General features: G+C 55.1%; 18 protein-coding genes. 7 read left to right on the top strand and 11 right to left on the bottom strand.

What is annotated here, in order from left to right:
* Positions 1 to 40 precede the first annotated feature (40 nt).
* Both ACR0DS_RS18590 and ACR0DS_RS18595 read right to left on the bottom strand, forming a co-directional pair.
* On the bottom strand, positions 41 to 1,267 hold the full coding sequence (locus ACR0DS_RS18590) for an ABC transporter substrate-binding protein (protein ID WP_480560602.1): 1,227 nt from the start codon (positions 1,265 to 1,267) through the stop codon (positions 41 to 43).
* A gap of 83 nt (positions 1,268 to 1,350) precedes the next feature.
* Entirely contained in the window at positions 1,351 to 2,400 is a 1,050-nt protein-coding gene (locus ACR0DS_RS18595) for an ABC transporter ATP-binding protein (protein ID WP_480484721.1), read from the bottom strand.
* A gap of 160 nt (positions 2,401 to 2,560) precedes the next feature.
* Between ACR0DS_RS18595 and ACR0DS_RS18600 the strand changes: the two genes are divergently transcribed.
* Positions 2,561 to 3,562 (top strand): nuclear transport factor 2 family protein, encoded by a 1,002-nt coding sequence (locus ACR0DS_RS18600; protein ID WP_480484722.1) that lies wholly within the window; start codon positions 2,561 to 2,563, stop codon positions 3,560 to 3,562.
* The gene (locus tag ACR0DS_RS18605) at positions 3,559 to 4,443 is read left to right on the top strand and encodes an amidohydrolase family protein (protein WP_480560604.1); all 885 of its coding nucleotides are present in this window, start codon (positions 3,559 to 3,561) and stop codon (positions 4,441 to 4,443) included. Before ACR0DS_RS18600 ends, ACR0DS_RS18605 begins: the two co-directional genes overlap by 4 nt.
* A 75-nt stretch (positions 4,444 to 4,518) precedes the next feature.
* Here the strand turns inward: ACR0DS_RS18605 and ACR0DS_RS18610 are convergent, their stop codons facing one another.
* From ACR0DS_RS18610 to cuyA (ACR0DS_RS18640), 7 genes are all read right to left on the bottom strand, one after another.
* Complete coding sequence (locus ACR0DS_RS18610; RefSeq protein ID WP_480484748.1) at positions 4,519 to 4,707, bottom strand: integrase core domain-containing protein; 189 nt, start codon at positions 4,705 to 4,707, stop codon at positions 4,519 to 4,521.
* A gap of 127 nt (positions 4,708 to 4,834) precedes the next feature.
* A complete protein-coding gene (locus ACR0DS_RS18615; protein WP_480560606.1) occupies positions 4,835 to 5,518 on the bottom strand; it encodes an IS6 family transposase in 684 nt (227 codons plus the stop codon).
* A gap of 495 nt (positions 5,519 to 6,013) precedes the next feature.
* Entirely contained in the window at positions 6,014 to 6,742 is a 729-nt protein-coding gene (locus ACR0DS_RS18620; protein ID WP_480484725.1) for an amino acid ABC transporter ATP-binding protein, read from the bottom strand.
* Positions 6,739 to 7,395 carry an amino acid ABC transporter permease gene (locus ACR0DS_RS18625; protein ID WP_480484726.1) on the bottom strand — a complete coding sequence of 219 codons (657 nt, stop codon included), beginning with the start codon at positions 7,393 to 7,395 and terminating at the stop codon, positions 6,739 to 6,741. Before ACR0DS_RS18625 ends, ACR0DS_RS18620 begins: the two co-directional genes overlap by 4 nt.
* A gap of 3 nt (positions 7,396 to 7,398) precedes the next feature.
* Positions 7,399 to 8,115: an amino acid ABC transporter permease gene (locus ACR0DS_RS18630; RefSeq protein ID WP_480484727.1), complete on the bottom strand. Its 717-nt coding sequence runs from the start codon at positions 8,113 to 8,115 to the stop codon at positions 7,399 to 7,401.
* A 76-nt stretch (positions 8,116 to 8,191) separates the two neighbouring features.
* A complete protein-coding gene (locus ACR0DS_RS18635; RefSeq protein WP_480484728.1) occupies positions 8,192 to 9,055 on the bottom strand; it encodes an amino acid ABC transporter substrate-binding protein in 864 nt (287 codons plus the stop codon).
* Between the two features lie 30 nt (positions 9,056 to 9,085).
* Entirely contained in the window at positions 9,086 to 10,132 is a 1,047-nt protein-coding gene (gene cuyA / locus ACR0DS_RS18640; protein ID WP_480484749.1) for a D-cysteate sulfo-lyase, read from the bottom strand.
* 129 nt (positions 10,133 to 10,261) lie between these two features.
* Here cuyA (ACR0DS_RS18640) and ACR0DS_RS18645 point away from each other — a divergent pair, with 129 nt between their 5' ends.
* Entirely contained in the window at positions 10,262 to 11,149 is an 888-nt protein-coding gene (locus tag ACR0DS_RS18645; RefSeq protein ID WP_480484729.1) for a LysR family transcriptional regulator, read from the top strand.
* 57 nt (positions 11,150 to 11,206) lie between these two features.
* Here ACR0DS_RS18645 and ACR0DS_RS18650 read toward each other — a convergent pair whose 3' ends face one another.
* Entirely contained in the window at positions 11,207 to 12,100 is an 894-nt protein-coding gene (locus ACR0DS_RS18650) for a LysR family transcriptional regulator (RefSeq protein WP_480484730.1), read from the bottom strand.
* 181 nt (positions 12,101 to 12,281) lie between these two features.
* Between ACR0DS_RS18650 and ACR0DS_RS18655 the strand changes: the two genes are divergently transcribed.
* The 3 genes from ACR0DS_RS18655 to ACR0DS_RS18665 all read left to right on the top strand — a co-directional run bounded on the left by ACR0DS_RS18655 (position 12,282) and on the right by ACR0DS_RS18665 (position 16,562).
* Positions 12,282 to 13,679 (top strand): aspartate ammonia-lyase, encoded by a 1,398-nt coding sequence (locus ACR0DS_RS18655; RefSeq protein WP_480484731.1) that lies wholly within the window; start codon positions 12,282 to 12,284, stop codon positions 13,677 to 13,679.
* Positions 13,676 to 15,109, top strand: a complete 1,434-nt coding sequence (gene cuyB / locus ACR0DS_RS18660) for a cysteate racemase (protein WP_480560608.1) — start codon at positions 13,676 to 13,678, stop codon at positions 15,107 to 15,109. Before ACR0DS_RS18655 ends, cuyB begins: the two co-directional genes overlap by 4 nt.
* A 202-nt stretch (positions 15,110 to 15,311) precedes the next feature.
* The gene (locus ACR0DS_RS18665) at positions 15,312 to 16,562 is read left to right on the top strand and encodes a dicarboxylate/amino acid:cation symporter (RefSeq protein WP_480529164.1); all 1,251 of its coding nucleotides are present in this window, start codon (positions 15,312 to 15,314) and stop codon (positions 16,560 to 16,562) included.
* 231 nt (positions 16,563 to 16,793) lie between these two features.
* Here ACR0DS_RS18665 and ACR0DS_RS18670 read toward each other — a convergent pair whose 3' ends face one another.
* On the bottom strand, positions 16,794 to 17,690 hold the full coding sequence (locus tag ACR0DS_RS18670; RefSeq protein ID WP_480484734.1) for a LysR family transcriptional regulator: 897 nt from the start codon (positions 17,688 to 17,690) through the stop codon (positions 16,794 to 16,796).
* A 121-nt stretch (positions 17,691 to 17,811) separates the two neighbouring features.
* Between ACR0DS_RS18670 and cuyA (ACR0DS_RS18675) the strand changes: the two genes are divergently transcribed.
* A complete protein-coding gene (gene cuyA, locus ACR0DS_RS18675; RefSeq protein ID WP_480484735.1) occupies positions 17,812 to 18,828 on the top strand; it encodes a D-cysteate sulfo-lyase in 1,017 nt (338 codons plus the stop codon).
* Positions 18,829 to 18,897: the final 69 nt, after the last annotated feature.

Genomic DNA, 18,897 nt, shown 5'->3' on the forward strand with positions numbered 1-18,897 from the left:
TGCGCGGGCTGTTATCAAAGGCACCCGCGCAATAGGCTTCTTATTGCAGATAGCCTTGCTCGATGGCGGCGGCCCGATAGGCGGCTTCTACATCAGCCAACGCTTGTTCCGCACTTTCCTTGCCCTGCATGAAATCAGCAAGTTCGTTGCCAAGTGCGCTGTGCATGAGCCCCATGTACGGCAACATCGGATACGGTGGCGTGCCCATTTTGGCCGCAGCAAACACGCCCTCGGCATCTTTTCCCGGCTGGTAGCCTTCAATCAGCCAGACCGCCAACGGCGTGGTTTCATCGTTCAGCATGTCAGGACGGATGCCATGTTTCATTGCAATGAATGTGGCCTCGGCCTCTTCATCTGAGATGTTCTTTCCGACAGTCCAACCGTCCCACCACAGGGTCGTTGCAGGGATATCTCCGCCACCAACTGTCAGCGGCGCGCCAATCGCATGGCCGTCGATTACCTCCTGCAACACACCTTCGGTGGTGGTTTGCTGCGATGCGCGCGAACCCCACATATTCATGATTGCAACGTTGCCAGCACGGTATTCGGCATTGGTGGCGTTGGAGTCATGAGTCAGGAAGTCGGGGTTCATGTATTCCGACAAAGCCTTCATCATATTCAGGGCGTTGACACCGGCCTCAGAATTCACGTTGGGTTCGGCCGTACCGGGTTTAAAATGGCTGCCGCCATAACCAAGGAACATATTGTTGAATTCCTGCGCCAGGTTCCAACCCGATGCATAGGCTCCACCAACCGGGTTTTGCATAATACCCTGCGCACGAATGGCCTCGGCCACCTCGAGCATTTCCTCATAGGTGGTCGGCACTTCGACGCCAGCCTGTTCCAGAACATCCTTGCGATACATCAGATGCTGCGCGTTCGCCATAAAGGCGACGGCCATGATGTTGTCGCCAATCTTGATCAGCTGCCCAGGCTGCAGGTCCTGGCCATATTTTTCCACCAGATCATTGAGCGGACGAATAACGTCTTCGTTCATCAGTGCCACAACCGAACTATTGGCGATGATTGCGGTTGTGTATTCCGACGGATTGCCTGACAGGCCAGCCACGTTGATGGTCTGGTGCTCGGATGTCAGGTTGGATTCTACCGGCGCTCCGGTGCATTCCTTTGCTCCGGCTGCGACGGCCTGGATGGCCGCAAATTCATTACCGACTATGTTGACACGTGCGCCGATTTCGCAGGCATATCCTGCGCTTGCGGCAAAGGCGGCTACCGAGCCGGCCAATGCAATATTCTTCAGAAACATCAATATTCCTCCCTAGATGGATGGGTGCATCTTCGAAGTCTGCACCCTGGTTACCCCGTCCCAACGGGTGTCGTTTGCGGTTCTCAGCCTTCCAGGCGAGCCCCAGTTTGCGCATCAAACAGATGGCAGTGGTCGGTATGGATATGAATCGAGACCTGATCGTCGATTTCGGCCCGATAGGTTTTGTCGGCCTTGACCGAGACCAGCGCACCACCGATCCGAACCGAGACCATGGTGCTGTCGCCCAACAGCTCTTGTGTATAGATCGGTGCATTGATCTCGCCGCCGCTTTCCACAACATTGGCGTCCTCGGCGCGAAACCCCAGCGTGATAGGACCGTCTGGCGCGTTCAACCCGTGTACCTCAGTGCTTTTGGCGCGAAACACGCCACCCTGAACCTCGCCATCGACAAGGTTCATTGCCGGGTTGCCGATAAAGCTGGCGACAAAGGTGTTGGCGGGGGTGTCATATATATCGACCGGAGTACCGACCTGTTGCACGACACCCTGTTTCATGATCACCACCCGATCAGCCAGTGTCATAGCCTCGATCTGGTCGTGGGTGACATAGATCGTGGTGACCGCCAATTCGTGGCTGAGGTTCTTGATCTGTGCGCGGGTGGAAACGCGCAGTTTTGCGTCAAGGTTGGATAGTGGCTCGTCCATCAGAAACACGTTCGGCTCGCGCACAATGGCACGAGCCAGGGCAACCCTCTGACGCTGACCGCCAGACAGTTCCGCCGGTTTGCGGTGCAGGAAGTCATCCAGCTCGACCATCGCCGAAGCGCGCCGCACTTTTTCGTCATGGGTAGCAGGGTCAATACCGCGAACTTTCAGCGGGAAGCGAATGTTCTCATATACATTCATATTCGGATAGAGCGCGTATGACTGGAACACCATCGCGACATCGCGGTCTTTGGGCTCCATGTCATTTACTCGGGCGCCGTCTATCAGGATGTCACCCTCAGATGCGTCCTCGAGGCCAGCAATCATGCGCATTGTCGTGGTCTTTCCGCAACCTGACGGCCCAAGAAGTACCAGAAATTCCTTGTCGGCTATTGTCAGGTCAAAATTGTCAACTCCGACAAACGATCCCCAACGCTTTCCAACATTGCGAAGTTGAATTTCGGCCATTCTGTCCTCCCTGCTGCACGCATCGTGCATACGCTTGCAAAACCATAGACAACAAAAGAAACATCTGGCAAGCTTTTTTTGCATGCGTGTGCAAAAGCCGACTTCATCTTCCTCGCAATTCGCCCCTTGGCAGCGACTAAAGAACTGAAAGAAAATAATAATGTCCTATGAAATCCAAAAATCGATCATCTTGGATTACTACACGGCGCTCAGCAGCGTAAAAGAATCGGATATCGCCAACACGTTGTCTGAGTTCTGCACAGAAGACTACCTGTGGCGCGGTTTCCACCCGTTTGATGAGCTTCGGGGCACCCATGACGTAGCACAGGCATTCTGGCGTCCCCTGAAGCAAAGTCTAAGGAAAATGCAGCGCCGGATGGACGTGTTCATGGCCGGAAAAAACGAGATGGACGGATTCACCTCGGTCTGGGTTGTTTCAATGGGGCATCTGATGGGCCTGTTCGACAATGCGTGGCTGGGCATCGCCCCCACGGGCAAGATGGCGTTTTTGCGCTATTGTGAGTTCAACAAGATCGAGAATGGCAAGATCGCCGAAACGGCGATGTATTTCGACATCCCGCATTTCATGATGCAGGTCGGGTTGCAGCCCTTCCCGCCTCAAACTGCAGCCCATCTGGTTCAACCCGGACCGATGACGCATGACGGGTTGATGTTCAGCCCGCAGCCTGCCGAAGAAGGCGAGAAAACTCTCGACACGATCAATGCCATGATTTCCGATCTCGGCCAATGGAACAGCGGCCTGAGCCTTGAGGAAGAATTGCGCCAGACATGGAGCGAAGACATGATTTGGTGGGGGCCCGCCGGGATCGGTGCGACCTATACGATTGAGCGTTATGCAAAGCAGCACTCAGGCCCGTTCCGCGCATCCTTAACGGACCGCTCGAAGACCAAGCACATTTGCCGCTTGGCTGAGGGTCACTATGGCGGCTTTTTCGGCTGGCCGAATTTCACGGCGCGGCCCACCGGCGGGTTCATGGGTATGCCCGCCACAGACAAGGCCGGTGAATTCCGTGTGATCGACATCTATCGTCGCGCGGGTGACAAGCTGGCCGAGAACTGGGTTTTCATTGACCTGCTGCACTTCTGGAAACAACAGGGTGTCGATATTTTGGGGCGCATGTCGAAAGTACCGCGAACATGACCGGCTGGATCGATGCCCATCACCACCTTTGGGACCTTGAAGCTGTAAACTACCCCTGGCTGATGGCGCGCGGGGTGGAAAGGTTCTTTGGCGACCCGACGCCGATTCAACGGGATTATCTGCTGCGCGAGTTCCGGTCCGAAGCCGCGCCCTGCGGAGTCGGTGCCTCGATCCATATCCAGGTGGGAGCCAAAAACGGTCTGGACGAAGCCCGGTGGGTTCAAGCTGTCGCCGAAACCAATCCAGACTGGCCAATGGCGCAGGTTGTGTTCTGTGACCTGACCTCGGCTGACCTACACGCCCAGCTTGATACGTTTCAGGCCCTTCCAACTGTACGCGGTGTGCGCCAGATCGTCGGGCGCGCACCCGGAGAGGACGCGCAGACGGGAACCAATTTCCTGTTGGACGATCCGCGGTTTCTGGACGGACTGAATGAGGCTGGACGGCGTGACCTCAGCTTTGATCTGCAGCTCATTCCTGATTTGATCGGAAAAACCACCCGAGTTCTCGCGCAAGCCTCGAATACACGAGTCGCTCTATGCCATGCCGGATCACCATATGACCGCACTCCGGCGGGCCTGAAAAGCTGGGCTCAAAGATTGCGCGCTCTGTCCGATCTGCCGCACGTCTCATGCAAGCTCTCAGGTCTGGGCATGTTCGATCACAACTGGGCGCCTGAGAGTATTCGCCCGATCGTGGAGATTTGCCTTGAACAATTCGGACCAAAGAGGGTCATGTTTGGCTCGAATTTCCCGGTCGACAAACTCTATGGCAATTACACATCGCTGGTACAGGCTTACCGTGATCTGGTTCCGGCTGAGGCCCAATCGGCTGTGTTCAGAGAAACCGCCGCACACTTCTATGATCTCGAGGTGCCCTGAGAGTGATATTCAATGACTCGGCCCCTTGATCCGGGCCGATCGGATGTAGAATCCGTTCCCGTTTCTTTCTCGTGATTAGGTTGCGGTCAAGGCCTGCTGAGCGGAACCATTGCGCAGCTCAAGCGAAGCAGGCCGGGCGGTACGGTTAAGATTAGCGTAAACGGCTGGTGCCAGTCCGCCGAGAGAAATGTGCGGTCGCTGTGTATCGTAGTCAATCCTCCAGTTTTTGATGATCTTTCGGGCTTCAGCCAGGTTGCCGAAGATATGTTCGTTTGAGCGCTAGCAGAAATGCGCTCGAACTGACAGGTAGGGGCGAAGTTTGCGACAGAACCTGGAACGGTTGTGTTGCAAATTTTTGGAACGATCAAAGTAAGCGTCTTACCAGGCACACTTATCCTACGATCTCAGCAAACACCCGAAAGCCAGAGGTGGCTGCGCTGAAGAATTGCTGTTTCCGGATCATGTTGACGACTTTGATGCCATCCAACGTAGCGGACGCGGATGCGAATGATTTGAACCCACACATATGTCGAACACGCCGTTTTATGAACCGATGATCCTGCTCGATCATATTGTTCAAAAATTTGGACCTGATTGTCTGCACCTTGGCTTGGCAACCAAACCGCTTCAGAATCCTGTTCACTTCTCGAATGCCGGCTGCGTTGGCTCCGCTCTTATCGATGACGACTTTGTCTGGGATTCCGTTTGATGACAGCGCTTCGGTAAAGAACCTGGTTGCTGCGGGACCGTTTCTTCGCTCAGACAGCATAAAATCAAGGGTGTTCCCTGCTTTGTCGACGGCCCGATAGAGATACACCCACTTACCGCGCACACGGAGGTAGGTTTCGTCCATTCTCCAAGATTTCTGTGTTGGACGCTTTTTCGATTGCGCCCGCGCAGCGATCATCGGCAAATATTTTACAACCCATCTATTCAACGTGGCGTGATCGACGGAAACGCCCCGTTCAGCCATAATTTCTTCAAGGTCGCGATAGGAAACAGTGTGGCGCAAATAGAAAAACACAGCGTACAAAACCACATCCTTCGGGAAGTGGCAGCCTTTCAAAGAAACCATTCTGAAACCTGCTCGCGATTGATTTGAAAGCAACAAGCACCAGGGCACGCGATTTCGTCAACCTCGGTCAAAATTCGCGACACAACCAAATTTCCTATCGACAACTGCGTTCCGGAAAGACATCCCAAATTTGAGCTCTGCAAGGTCTCTACCCGGCTCTCCAGTTTCAAAAAACCAATCCAAGGGGATTGCTAGGCGCTTTCCAAACATGAGCTAAAAGCTCGGCCCTGGGCACCGAAGTTCCGGCCAAGTATCGGCTCATTTGCGTACGGTTCACACCTGCAACATCAGTCAAGAATTTCACTGACCCAACCTGTTTGGCGAGGTGGTTTAGTCGTGCTGCCAGCGCGTCCCGCATATCTGATTGGCTGGCCGTACCCCTTGTCATTTTCAACCTCTTTTCCAGCGAGAGCAGGGGAAAAGTTTACTCATCAACACGCTGTGTGTCTCCTATAATCTGAAACCAGTTTCAAACGCTTGCCCGGCATCGCAGGCCTAGTGGTTCAGAATCTTGCTCAGAAAATCCTGCGCTCGATCACTTTCCGGGTTGCCAAAAAACTGCTCGGTGGGACGGTCTTCAATTACCAGACCGGCATCCATGAACACCACCCGATCCGCCACCTTGCGTGCAAAGCCCATCTCGTGCGTGACAACCATCATTGTCATACCGTCCTTTGCCAGTTCGACCATCACATCCAGAACCTCATTGATCATTTCCGGATCAAGGGCCGAAGTCGGTTCATCAAACAGCATCGCAATCGGGTCCATAGCCAGCGCCCGGCTGATGGCGACCCTCTGCTGCTGTCCACCTGAAAGCTGCCCGGGAAATTTTTCGATATGTGGCAGGAGCCCAACCCGATTGATCAGAGCTTCAGCTTTGGCGTTGGCCTCGTCACGTGACCGGCCCAGGACTTTCTGCTGACCCAGACAAAGGTTCTCGCGCACGCTCATATGTGGGTAAAGCTCAAAGTGCTGGAACACCATACCAATGCGCGAGCGCAGCTTGGTAAGATTGGTGCCTTTTGCGGTGACATCCACGTCTTCAACCTGAATGCGGCCCTGCTGCACCGGCTCCAACCCGTTAACGCATTTGATAAGGGTGGACTTTCCTGATCCGGACGGACCGCAGACCACTACAACCTCGCCTTTTTTGACGTTGGTGGTGCAATCGGTCAGCACCTGAAAGTTGCCGTACCATTTAGAGATGTTTTCAATGCTGATCATGCTGTTTTGGCCTTCTGAAGGTGCCGGACAACAAGTGAACCGGCGAAGCAAATGCTGAAGTAGACAAGGGCGGCGAAGATATACATCTCAGCAAGCCGGCCCTCGGTTCGGGCGACAATAGATGAGGCGGTCATGAAGTCGCGCAAGCTGACAACAAAGACAAGGCTGGTATCCTGGAACAGAATGATGCCCTGCGTCACAAGGATCGGGATCATGTTCCGGAACGCCTGTGGCAGGACCACATAGCGCTGGATCTGCCAGTAGCTGAGGCCAGTGGCCTGTCCGGCATGCACCTGTCCTTTGCGGACTGACTGAATGCCTGCCCGGATAATTTCTGAATAGTAGGCCGCCTCGAACATGACAAAGGCGATCAGCGCCGAATAGAAGCCGCCAATCGGCCGACCCAAAGCAAGAGGCACCAGGAAGTAGAACCAGAAGATCACCAAGATCAGCGGCACCGAGCGGATCAGGTTCACATAACCTGCGGCGAGGAGAGCCAATGGCGCGATACCAGATAGCCGCATCAAGGCAAGGCCGGTCCCCAAAATGATACCGCCGATCACAGCAAGAAAGGTAAGCCATAGCGAGAGCTGCAAGCCCTGCCACAGAAATGGAAGATTGTTCCAGATGACGGAAAGATCAAAATCACCCATAATTCAGCCTTTTCCGACAAAACCCGGGATGCGGGTGTATTTTTCAAGAGTCTGCGCGATGACTGTCGCACCAAGAGCGATGACGACGTAGATGACCGTCGCTGCGGTAAAGGCCTCAAATCCCTGAAAAGTGTATTCCGCGATCTGCTGGCTTTGCGCCGTCAATTCAAGAAGGCCGATGGTCAGCGCCAGTGAGGAATTCTTGAAGATAGTCAGGAATTCAGAGGTCATCGGCGGCACGATCAACCGGAAGGAAATCGGCAACAACACGTAGCGATATGTCTGCGCAGTCGAGAAGCCATTGGCATAGGCTGCGCTGGTCAACCCGTGACCGACGGCATTGATCCCGGCACGAACCTGTTCGGCAACGCGGCTTGCGGTGTAAAGTCCTAGACCGATAACAGCCGTAACATACTCGGGATTTGGCATGTCCCGCTTCATCCAACGACCCAGATCGTCCGGAACGATCTCAGGCATGACGAAGTACCACAGGAACAGTTGTACAAGAAGCGGCACATTACGAAAAAGTTCAACGTAGGTGGTGCAAAGTAAGGCAACAGGCCGCGATGGCAGTGTGCGCCCGACGCCAATTAGAACACCGACGGCCAGCGCAAGAACCCAGGCCACAAGCGCGACCGCAAAGGTCCACCCCAGCCCCGATATCAGCCAGCCAAGGTATTCCTCTTCAAAGAGGACACCCCAGTTCCAGTTGTAGTTCATGCTTTCTACCCTGATAAGAATGGTGCCGGGCCTCCCGCGCACGGTGCAGGCCCGACAGTGTTGCTACAGGAGGAGGTTATTCCGGCAGCGCATTAAGCTGGAACGCAGCCTTCAGCAGGTCTGTCTGACCGACACCCAGCGGATCGAACCACTTGGCATAGATGTCGTTGATCTCACCCGAGCGGAACACATCTGCCATAGCCTTCTTGCCGATCAGTTCAAAGGCGCTGTCGTCGCGGCGCACCATCAACGCATAGGGATCGAAAGACAGGAAATCACCGACCACCGCGAAATCTTCGGGGGTCTTGGATTTTGCAATGAGCCCGAACAGAAGGATGTGATCCGTGGCATAGACATCCACACGATCAGTTTCCAAAGACAACATGCCCTCGGCATGATCCCGCACCGGAAGAACCTTCACGTCCAGCCCCAGCTCTTCAATTGCCGCCTTGACGGCACGCTCGTTGGTGGTGCCCTGCGCCAACGCAACGGCCTTGCCGCCCAGATCTGCAACCGAATTGATGCCGGAGTCTTTACGGACCATCAGTTTGGTACCGGTGATGAAGGTCGTGGGCAGATATTCGACCTGCTCCTGACGGGTCAGGTTGTTCGTGGTCGAGCCGCATTCAAGGTCAATCGTGCCATTGGCCATCAGTGCAATCCGGGTCTTGGGGTTCACCGGCACATATTTGATCGTCAGTTCCTTACCCAGCTCGGCGGAAACCGCTTCGACCACCTTCATGCAAAGGTCGATCGAATACCCAACCGGATTTTGGTTCTCGTCCAGATAGGCAAACGGAACAGAGCTTTCCCGGTGTCCAATGACAATTTCGCCCGAGGCGTCAATCTTGGCCAAAGTTCCCGTGCGATCCTCAGCCACAGCTGGAGCAGAAAAGGCCAAGGCAAAAGCCAATACGGCCGCTGGTTTCATATATTTCATGGTTTTCTCCCTTAGTTTCTGTTGCTTTTGTTAGTCCTGATAGCCCGGCAGATCGAAAATGCCGGAATATCCAAATAACGCTGCACTTCCACCGGTGTGCAGAAACACAACATTATCCATTCCTTCGAAGTAGCCTTTGCGAACTTGATCAATCAGGCCATCGAGCCCTTTGCCCGAATAGACCGGGTCAAACAAAAGCCCTTCGAGTTGAGCCAGTTTCAGAAGCGCCGCACGCATGCCGTCGGTCGGCAGGCCGTAGCCTGGGCCAACATAATCACAGTTCGCGCGCACCGAGGTACGTTCAATCACGGCCCCCATTCCAAGGTAATCCATGGTCTTGCAGGCCAGGTCATAGACCATGCCTTCCTGTTTCCCCTGAGGTGCCCGAACACCGATCCCAAGCAAGTGAATGTTGCTGCCAAGGGCAGCAAGTCCCGCCACCAGCCCTGCTTGGGTTCCCGCACTGCCGGTGGCATGGACCAGGGCGTCAATCTTGAGACCGATGTTTCCGGCTTGCTCTTCCAACTCGGCGGCACAATTCACATAACCCAACGCCCCAACGCGATTGGAGCCGCCGCCCGGGATGATGTAGATCTTGCGGCCCTGATCTTGCAGCGTGCTGGCCAAGGCTTCCATTTCAGCGTTCATGTCGGCACCACCTGCTCGTTTGGAAACGGTTGCGCCATGTAGCTGATCCAGCAGAACATTACCGTTGAAGTTATAAGTCTCGTCATTCGACCCGGTGCGATCCTCAAGCAGGATATGGCAGTTCAGCCCCAACCGGGCTGCTGCGGCTGCTGTCTGTCGTGCATGATTGGACTGGGTGGCGCCTTGCGTGATCACTGTGTCAGCACCCAGCTTCATGGCGTCGGCCATCAGAAATTCCAGTTTGCGAGTCTTGTTGCCGCCCGACGAAAGGCCCGTGCAGTCATCGCGCTTGACCCAGATGCGCGGCCCGCCCAGCTCGTCACTCAACCTTTCCAGCGGCTCCAACGGGGTCGGAAAATGACCAAAACGCACACGTGGAAAGTTCTCAAGCGCGCGCCTTACAAGCGCGAGGTTGCCGCCCACTGCCATAGCACTTTCTGCCGCTGCGGTTTGCATTGTGTACATTCCCTTTACGTATTCTAAGTAAGGCTAAACGCAAAAAATCGTGTTGGATAATGCCAATATTGCAGTGTACCCGTACATAAGGTATGGGTAAGCATGGATACACGCCTTCTAGAAGACGCTCTGATCCTGTTGGAAGAGCGCAGCTTGACCGCCGCTGCCGCGCGTAGGAATGTAACACAACCCGCCTTTTCACGGCGCATTAGATCACTGGAACATTGGATCGGAAAAAGCTTGCTGGTCCGTGAGGCCAACCGGGTAGAGCTGTCTCCGACGCTACTACAAAGCGAACCTCAAATCCGGTCGCTGCTCGCGCATTTGCGGCAATTGCATGGGCATCTTAATAACCCGGAAGGCATCGGAGAACCGCTGGTGATGGCGACGCAGCACTCGCTTTCGGTGTCCGTCGTTCCAGAGATTCTTCGCAAACTCCGCGCACGCAGCGGATTGCCGCAAATCCGATTGCGCACGCAGAACCAGGTGACAGCAATGTCCACATTCCTGCGCCATGAATGCGACATTCTGGTGAGCTATGAATTCCGTGAGCTGCCCCAGGTGCCTTTCGATGACACCGTTGATCGTTACATTTGGCGGCGGGACACTTTGCTTCCGGTCGTCGGAGGCGCATTAAAATATGAGCTGCTGGAAGGTCAGATCCTACCACCGGAAGCCCCCTGCATTGATTTCCCCGCAGACAGCTTTTTTGGGCAGATTGTGTTACTGCATCAAGCTAAAGCGGACCGTGCCTGGACGGGAAGATCGGCTGTGGAAAGCGCGTTTTCGGTGGGGATCTCCCAGATGGTTTTGGAAGGAAGCGGCGCTGCCTGGGTTCCTCACTCGCTCATCCAGAATCACATAATTACTGGCGATGCTGTCATCCTCTCTCCGGAATACGGCCGCCTGCCGCTGGATATTGTTCTATACACCCACGTTTCCAACCCGCGCGGTACGAACTTCAGAAAGATGGTCGCCGAAACAGAGTAAGGGCCAGGAAACCCGCCGTAAGCATCACCCTTCTCCATTACAGACTTGCGATGTGCCTTACAGGTTTTGAGCCATCATCCAAAAGCGTTCCAACTCTGCTCGGGACCTCTCGATCGAACGGTAGAGTTTGATGTCGATTGAAAGCTCGAATTCTGGTTGGCTGATCTTCTGCAAACTCCCGTCTTTCAACTCTCGATCAGCCGCGCTTTCGGGAAGGAATGCAACGCCAATTCCCGCAAGACAAGCGGACTTAAGCGCCTCGGCAACGGAGTTTTCATAGATGGGGCTCACAATGTGACTCAGACCTCCGCGATCCAGACAAACCTGGGACACGCGGCCCAGAAAACTGTCAGGAGTGTATGACAGGAACGGAACCGGGTTTTTCCCTTCGAGGCTGTATTTGGCACGCCCATCAGCATTGACAACGCTGACGGCTATGATCCGGTCTTTTGCAATGGTCGAAGACGGGTATCGGTTTTCATCTGAAATAGTGGGCACTGTCGGATGGGAATAGCACAACATAAAGTCTGCGCTTCCGGATAAAATTGCCTCGGCGCAGCCGGAGAAGTTTTCCGCGACCAGCCTGGTTTTGGTGGGACCAAGATGGCTGGACATTCGTGTCAGCCAGTTCGGGAAGAAGGAAATTGCCAAAGAATGAAGCGCGACGAAATCAAGCACCGATGCTTCCTGGCGAGATAAGCCACGGATATCGCTTTTGGATTGTTTTAATGCGGCAACCGTGTCGATTGCGGTTTGCTTGAATGCATGACCTGCTGACGTAAGCTCAACCGGGTGTACGCTCCTGTCAAACAATGGGGTACCGGTCCAGTTTTCCAAGTTTTTGATCCGCCGCGTGAAAGCCGACTGGCTTATGTTTCGCGCATCCGCCGCGCGGGCAAATACCCCAGCAGTTGAAAGTGCCAAGAAGTCTTCCAGCCAATCGATCTCCATCAAAATTCTCCAATTGCAGAAACTTCACACGGTAGAAGCATGTTGCAAAATTCGCAACACCTTTGCGAAAGTTGTCATGGGTGGACGGACTTGATGGCGGTACGGTCAGACCAACACACTCACAGAGTCTCGGCCCCTCGCATTTGATGCAGGCCGCAAGACCACAAAAAGGTCTCAGATCATGAAACAACACAGAACAGAATCCGACAGCCTTGGCCCGGTAAAGATCCCGCTGGCAGCGACCTGGGGCAGCCAGACCCAGCGGGCACTGGAAAATTTCCCGATTACGGGGGTGGCGATCAGCCACTATCCGGAATTGATTGTCGGACTGGCGTCGGTCAAAAAGGCCTGTGCTATGGCCAACAAGGACCTGGGCGTCCTGCCCCACCGGAAAGCGTCGGCCATTACGGATGTCTGTGACAAGATCATTGCCGGGGGCCATCACGATCAGTTTGTTGTTGATGTCATGCAGGGTGGTGCTGGCACATCGACCAACATGAATGCCAATGAAGTCATTGCAAATCTTGGGCTGGAAAAGCTTGGGGCAGATCATGGCGATTACAGCCAGCTTCATCCGAATGATGATGTGAACCGGTCACAATCCACAAATGACGTTTACCCCACAGCAATCCGTCTGGCTGTTCTGTCCAGGATCGCGCCTATGATTGAAGCAATGCATCTTCTAACCAAATCCTTCGACCAAAAGGCATGTGAGTTTCAGCATATTATGAAGGTCGGGCGTACCCAACTTCAGGACGCTGTACCCATGCCACTTGGTGCGGAGTTCCGGGGGTTTGCCACAACAATCAACGAGGATGCCGACCGGTTGAGGGACCTGTCGCGCCTTCTGACAGAAGTGAACCTTGGAGGCACGGCCATTGGCACCGGCATCAATGCCCCCGAAAGGTTTGGCGAAGTCGCTTTGGCGCATTTGCGCGACATTACCGGCGAGCCACTTAAACTGGCCCCGGACCTGATTGAGGCTTCATCTGATCTGGGTGCCTTTGTGATGTTCTCAAGCACGCTCAAGCGGGTTGGCATCAAACTGTCTAAGATCTGTAATGATTTACGCCTAATGTCCTCTGGGCCGCGGGCTGGGCTTGGAGAAATCATTCTGCCCGCGGTTCAGGCAGGATCGTCCATTATGCCCGGCAAGATAAACCCGGTTATTCCCGAAGTTGTAAATCAGGTTTGCTATCAGGCAATCGGAAATGACCTAACCGTCACAATGGCCGCCGAGGCCGGCCAGTTCCAGCTCAACGCGATGGAGCCGGTCATCATCCATAAAGTGTTGGAAACCATGGGGTCTCTGACCAATGCAATGAATGTGCTGCGCACCCGCTGCGTGGACGGTATCGTTGCGGATGAGAAAAGATGCGAGATGTTGCTGAGCAACAGCCTTGTACATGTCACCGCACTGGCCCCGGTGATCGGATATGAGGCTGCCACCAAACTTGCAAAATATGCACAGGCGCATGGCTTGAACCTGCAAGAGGCCGCAAAACCCGCTTTGCCAGGAGAACTTGCCGAGACTGCATTGCAGCACATGCACGGCAGGGCTCCGGAGATTGCCCAATGAACAAAAACCAATCTTTACGCATAGGAATCGTTGGCGGCCTGGGCGCCCTTGCCGGAGCCGACCTGCTGAACAGAATTGTTCAAAGGACACCGGTCAGGTCGGAAGAAGACCACAGGGAATTGATATTTCACCAGAAACCGCTGCGCGAACCAGCCTCCCCCAAAGAGCTGAGCTACAGCCCAACACACCGAAAACTCTATGTTTTTGACACACTGTCCCGCATGGAACGGGATGGATGTGACGTGGCGCTGCTTCCATGTTTTGTCACCCATAGCTTTCTGCATGAACTGCAGGACGAGCTTGAACTGAAGCTGATCAGCATGACAGAGGCGATCGCCGCCGCCGTTAACAGACTGCGTCCCGAGCCGACAAAGATTGGTGTCATCACGACGCCTTTTGTCAGAAAAACTGGTTTGTTCGAGAACCTGTTTGGCAGGGAAATACAGATCCTCCATCCCCGGGAAGATCTGGAAAGTGCCGTCATGGAGGCCGTATATGGACGCATCGGGTTCAAAGCGGGACACTGCAATGAAGACGTTCTGAGACCCATAAATGCCGCCCTGATCAACCTATTCGAACAAGGCGCGACCGTGTTTGTGCCCGGTCTTTCTGAACTGCCCTTGTTGCTCAACCAGCTTGACCTGCCAGACAACATGACGGCCATAAACACGGCGGCGGTTTACGCGGATTACGCCCTGCAAGAGACCCAGTCAGACCGCCGTCACCGGTTCAAAGTTGGAGTGGTCGGCGGTGTCGGACCTGCCGCAACCGTAGATTTCCTTGCCAAACTGGTCAAAGGGACCGAGGCGACCCGCGATCAGGATCACATAAAAGTCTTGGTTGAACAGAACCCGCAAATTCCTGACCGCACCGAAAATCTGGTCCGCGCAGGCACCGATCCAACTGTCGCCCTCTATTCTACCTGCAAAAAACTGGAACGCGGTGGTGCTGACATGCTGGTCATCCCTTGCAACACCGCCCACGCGTATGTCGATCGGATTCAGCGCCACCTTGATATTCCGATCATCAGTATCCTTGCCGCGACCACTGAACACATTAAAGAAACCACCCCAGAGACGCGTGTGGTCGGGATTCTCGGCACGGATGGAACAATACAAAGTGGCTTGTATCAGACAGCACTTGATGAGGCAGGCCTTGCCCACATCATTCCCGATGGCGATCATCAAAACCTGGTCATGGATTCAATTTATGGCCCGTTTGGCGTCAAAGCTGGATGTACCGACGGCCTCTGCAAAGAACAGATTAGCCGGGCCTTTTCCCATCTGGTTGCGCGCGGAGCCGAGGCAATCATTCTCGGCTGTACGGAATTGCCGCTCATCGTGACCGAAAGCGCAGACGCATTGGGGGCGCTTCCTGTCGACCCGACCGATGTGCTCGCCCGAAAATGTGTACAGCTCGCAAGATTCTAGGCGCCACCGAAACTTTATCCGACAGAAGAAACGGTATTGCAAATATTGCAATGCCGTTTCTCTATTTGCGCGACCATGACCGGCACGACGGTGTTACCTTGCGGCGACTGCAGGCAGCTCATTCCAGTTGACTGCCATGGAAAGGGAGAACCTATTGATGAATACCAGTCGCAAAACAGGGTTTATGGCACCTTGGAGGAATATGCTTCTTTGGAAGCAAATCGTGATCGCGCTTGTTCTTGGGGTGGTTACGGGCGTGTTGCTGAACGCAACCGGAAACGCAGCAATTGCGGGCATGATCAAGAACATTGGAACCCTGTTCCTGTCGCTTATCAAAATGCTGATTGTCCCGTTGATCTTCGTATCGCTCGTTTGCGGTATGACATCGGTCAGCGACATGGCCCGCATGGGGCGAATTGGCCTGAAGTCGATTGTATTCTATCTGGGCACAACTGCATTCGCGATCACGATTGGACTCGCTTTGGGCCTGCTGTTGCAACCCGGCGCAGGAATTGATCTGAGCACCGCAGCCGCAATGGAACCCAAAGCGTCTCCGCCTTTCATCCAGCAACTTATCGGGATCGTTCCCAAGAACCCAATCGCCGCTGCCGCGGATGGCAACGTGCTTCAGATCATTTTCTTTGCGATTATGTTCGGTCTGGCCATCAACCTGGTGGGTGACGCTGGAAAGCCGGTCAGGGATTTCTTTGAAGCCCTAAATTCCGTCATCTTGAAGCTGACTGAGATTGTGATCAGTTTTGCACCATATGGTGTGTTTGCACTAATGGCCTGGGTCGCCGGAACCTATGGTTTGGATCTACTGTTGCCTTTGGGAACCGTGATTGCTGCGCTCTATATTGGTTGCGTTCTGCATGCCGTCATTGTTTATGGCGGGCTTGTTTCGATCTTTGCGCGCTTGAACCCAATCCGCTTCTTCCAAGGCATCATCGAGCCGCAGATCGTGGCCTTCACCAGCACGTCCTCTTCGGGGACACTGCCGGTCACGATGACGGCGGTTCAGCAGAACCTTGGCGTGAACCGGTCGGTTGCAAGCTTTACGCTGCCGCTTGGCGCGACAATCAACATGGACGGAACCGCCATGTACCAAGGCGTTGCGGCTCTTTTCGTGGCACAGGCCTTTGGGATAGAGCTGGGCATGTCGGAATATGTCACAATTATTCTGACGTCGACACTTGCCTCCATCGGCACCGCTGGTGTGCCGGGTGCCGGGCTGGTGATGCTGTCGCTTGTTCTGAGCTCGGTCGGCCTGCCTTTGGAAGGTGTAGCCATCATCGCAGGCATCGACCGCATTCTCGACATGGCACGTACATCGCTCAACGTTACCGGCGACGCTGCCTGCACCGTCATTATTGCGAAATCCGAAGATCAACTGGATCTGGATGCCTACGATACGCCCCATGTGCTAAAATCACCCGACGTTTCGCGGGCGTAAGTGACAAAGCACATCACTGCGGCCGCCCCGAAAAGGGCGGTCGTTTTCTGCTCAGGACGTCGCCTGGTTAATGCCGTCACCCTCCGCCCTTATCCCAACGCGTAAATTCAATTAAGTTGATCCCCGGTAATGACACAGGTTGGCGGGGAAAATTGGCCGGCCACGCTGACCCTGTCCTTGTTCTGCTCGCTTGAGCGTCTGGACAAAACCGGCGAGCAGGTCTGGAACGCGCTATAGTCCCACGGACGGTTCGGGAATATTTGTCAGATCAGACCAGATTTGCGCGGTCCCCTCGCCCTGTTGATCAGAGAGGCGGATCAGCATGATGCCCAGATCCTGATGCGGCAGGTCATGTAACCGCCGCAGCCGCCCTTCGGTTAAATGCCGCTTGACCAGGGTCAGCGGCAACCACGCCACCCCAATGCCATCCAGCGCGTATTCACAGGCGGCAAGCGTCAGTGCAGTTTCCGCCTTTGGGGACAGCATCACGCCTTCGGGCAACAGGGGCAGAATGCTTTGGCTGAACAGGCGCCCCAGGAAAACATCTGGGGGATATGAGATGAACGGGATCTCGGGGTCATCAACGTGGAGCGCAAGATCGGGTGACGCCACCGGCACCAATGTATCGCCGCCCAGCCGCCGCATTTCAAACGCCTGTGGCACCGCAGGGCCGGGGGCCTCCGGGCGTTCATATGTCATTGCGAAATCGGCCTCGCCGGACAAAAGCAGCATCAGGCAATTGTCCCGATTTCCGGATCGCACCCGCACGGAAATGTCCTGCGATTGGGTCAGTTGCCGCACCACCCACGGCGAGATTGTGGTGGTGATGGCGTGCTGGCACACAAAAGTCACATCCCGCTTTGCGCCCTCTGCGGCCGCTTTCAAGTCGTGTTGCAGGCGACGCAGCCGCGCGCCAAGCTCTCGCAGTTCTGGTTCCGTCGCCTGCACGCCGGGCAGGATGGTGACCGGCTTGCAGGACCGGTCAAACAGGGGTGCACCGATGCGCTCTTCGATCAATCGCACGCGCCGCGTGAACGCCGATTGGGTCAGAAACCGCCGCTCTGCCGCCCGTGTCAGGGACCCCGTGTCGATCACCGCCAGGATGTCATCAATCCAATCCAACTGCATGATGTCACCATAGCGGCACACTGATATTATGCAAGATGTGCATTTTATAGCGCATATTTCGAATTAGAATAGTGGGAATGACCTCCATAAAATGCGAGAAAACCAATTTAGGAGTTTTCCGATGCATCTCTCCCGTTACCCCCGCCGCTTCATCGCCCACCTGCCCACCCCGCTTGAGCGCCTGGACCGTCTGACCGCAGAGCTCGGCGGCCCGGAAATCTGGATCAAACGTGACGATTGCACCGGCCTGTCCACCGGCGGCAACAAGACCCGCAAGCTGGAATTCCTGATGGCCGAGGCCGAGTTGCAGGGCGCAGAGATGGTGATGACCCAGGGGGCAACCCAATCAAACCACGCGCGCCAAACGGCTGCTTTTGCGGCGAAACTGGGCATGGAGTGCCACATCCTTTTGGAGGATCGCACCGGCTCCACCAACCACAACTACAATTACAACGGCAATGTTCTGCTGGACCATCTGCATGGCGCCACCACCGAAAAGCGCCCCGGTGGTCTGGACATGAATGCCGAGATGGAAGCGGCTGCCGACAAGCTGCGCGCAGATGGCAAAAAAGTGTACACCATCCCCGGGGGCGGGTCGAACCCGACCGGTGCGCTGGGCTATGTGAACTGCGCGTTTGAGATGCTGGCGCAAGCCAATGATCGCGGGTTGAAGCTCGACCACATCGTTCACGCCACCGGCAGCGCAGGCACGCAGGCCGGTCTGATTGTGGGTTTGAAAGCAATGAACGCACAGATTCCTCTTCTGGGCATCGGCGTACGTGCGCCCAAACCGAAACAGGAAGAAAACGTCTATAACCTCGCCTGTGCCACCGCCGAAAAGCTGGGCTGTGCCGGTGTCGTGCAGCGCGAAGATGTGGTCGCCAACACCGATTACGTCGGCGAAGGTTATGGCATCCCGACCGACAGCGGCATCGAGGCGATCCAGATGTTTGCCGAGCTGGAATCGATCCTTCTCGACCCGGTCTATTCCGCCAAGGGGGCCGCGGGTTTCATTGATCTGATCCGCAAAGGTCACTTCAAGAAAGGCGAACGTGTCGTCTTCCTGCACACTGGCGGGTCGGTCGCGCTCTTTGGTTACGACGCGGCCTTTGATCACAGCAATCGCTGGGTCGGCTGACGCCAGACAGTACCAGGTGTGTGCGGCCTGACACAGGCTGCGCGCGCCAATTTCACATTCCCGCAGTCA

It is taken from the genome of Ruegeria sp. AF5, from assembly GCF_056541905.1.

Coding starts and splice junctions, on each gene's coding strand:
- ACR0DS_RS18655 (WP_480484731.1), top strand. CDS start 12,282: ATGAAACAACACAGAACAGAATCCGACAGCCTTGGCCCGGTAAAGATC.
- ACR0DS_RS18590 (WP_480560602.1), bottom strand. CDS start 1,267: ATGTTTCTGAAGAATATTGCATTGGCCGGCTCGGTAGCCGCCTTTGCC.
- ACR0DS_RS18670 (WP_480484734.1), bottom strand. CDS start 17,690: ATGCAGTTGGATTGGATTGATGACATCCTGGCGGTGATCGACACGGGG.
- ACR0DS_RS18600 (WP_480484722.1), top strand. CDS start 2,561: ATGTCCTATGAAATCCAAAAATCGATCATCTTGGATTACTACACGGCG.
- ACR0DS_RS18630 (WP_480484727.1), bottom strand. CDS start 8,115: ATGAACTACAACTGGAACTGGGGTGTCCTCTTTGAAGAGGAATACCTT.
- ACR0DS_RS18595 (WP_480484721.1), bottom strand. CDS start 2,400: ATGGCCGAAATTCAACTTCGCAATGTTGGAAAGCGTTGGGGATCGTTT.
- ACR0DS_RS18635 (WP_480484728.1), bottom strand. CDS start 9,055: ATGAAATATATGAAACCAGCGGCCGTATTGGCTTTTGCCTTGGCCTTT.
- ACR0DS_RS18650 (WP_480484730.1), bottom strand. CDS start 12,100: ATGGAGATCGATTGGCTGGAAGACTTCTTGGCACTTTCAACTGCTGGG.
- ACR0DS_RS18605 (WP_480560604.1), top strand. CDS start 3,559: ATGACCGGCTGGATCGATGCCCATCACCACCTTTGGGACCTTGAAGCT.
- ACR0DS_RS18620 (WP_480484725.1), bottom strand. CDS start 6,742: ATGATCAGCATTGAAAACATCTCTAAATGGTACGGCAACTTTCAGGTG.
- cuyA (WP_480484735.1), top strand. CDS start 17,812: ATGCATCTCTCCCGTTACCCCCGCCGCTTCATCGCCCACCTGCCCACC.
- ACR0DS_RS18645 (WP_480484729.1), top strand. CDS start 10,262: ATGGATACACGCCTTCTAGAAGACGCTCTGATCCTGTTGGAAGAGCGC.
- ACR0DS_RS18615 (WP_480560606.1), bottom strand. CDS start 5,518: ATGGTTTCTTTGAAAGGCTGCCACTTCCCGAAGGATGTGGTTTTGTAC.
- ACR0DS_RS18625 (WP_480484726.1), bottom strand. CDS start 7,395: ATGGGTGATTTTGATCTTTCCGTCATCTGGAACAATCTTCCATTTCTG.
- cuyA (WP_480484749.1), bottom strand. CDS start 10,132: ATGGCAGTGGGCGGCAACCTCGCGCTTGTAAGGCGCGCGCTTGAGAAC.
- ACR0DS_RS18665 (WP_480529164.1), top strand. CDS start 15,312: ATGCTTCTTTGGAAGCAAATCGTGATCGCGCTTGTTCTTGGGGTGGTT.
- cuyB (WP_480560608.1), top strand. CDS start 13,676: ATGAACAAAAACCAATCTTTACGCATAGGAATCGTTGGCGGCCTGGGC.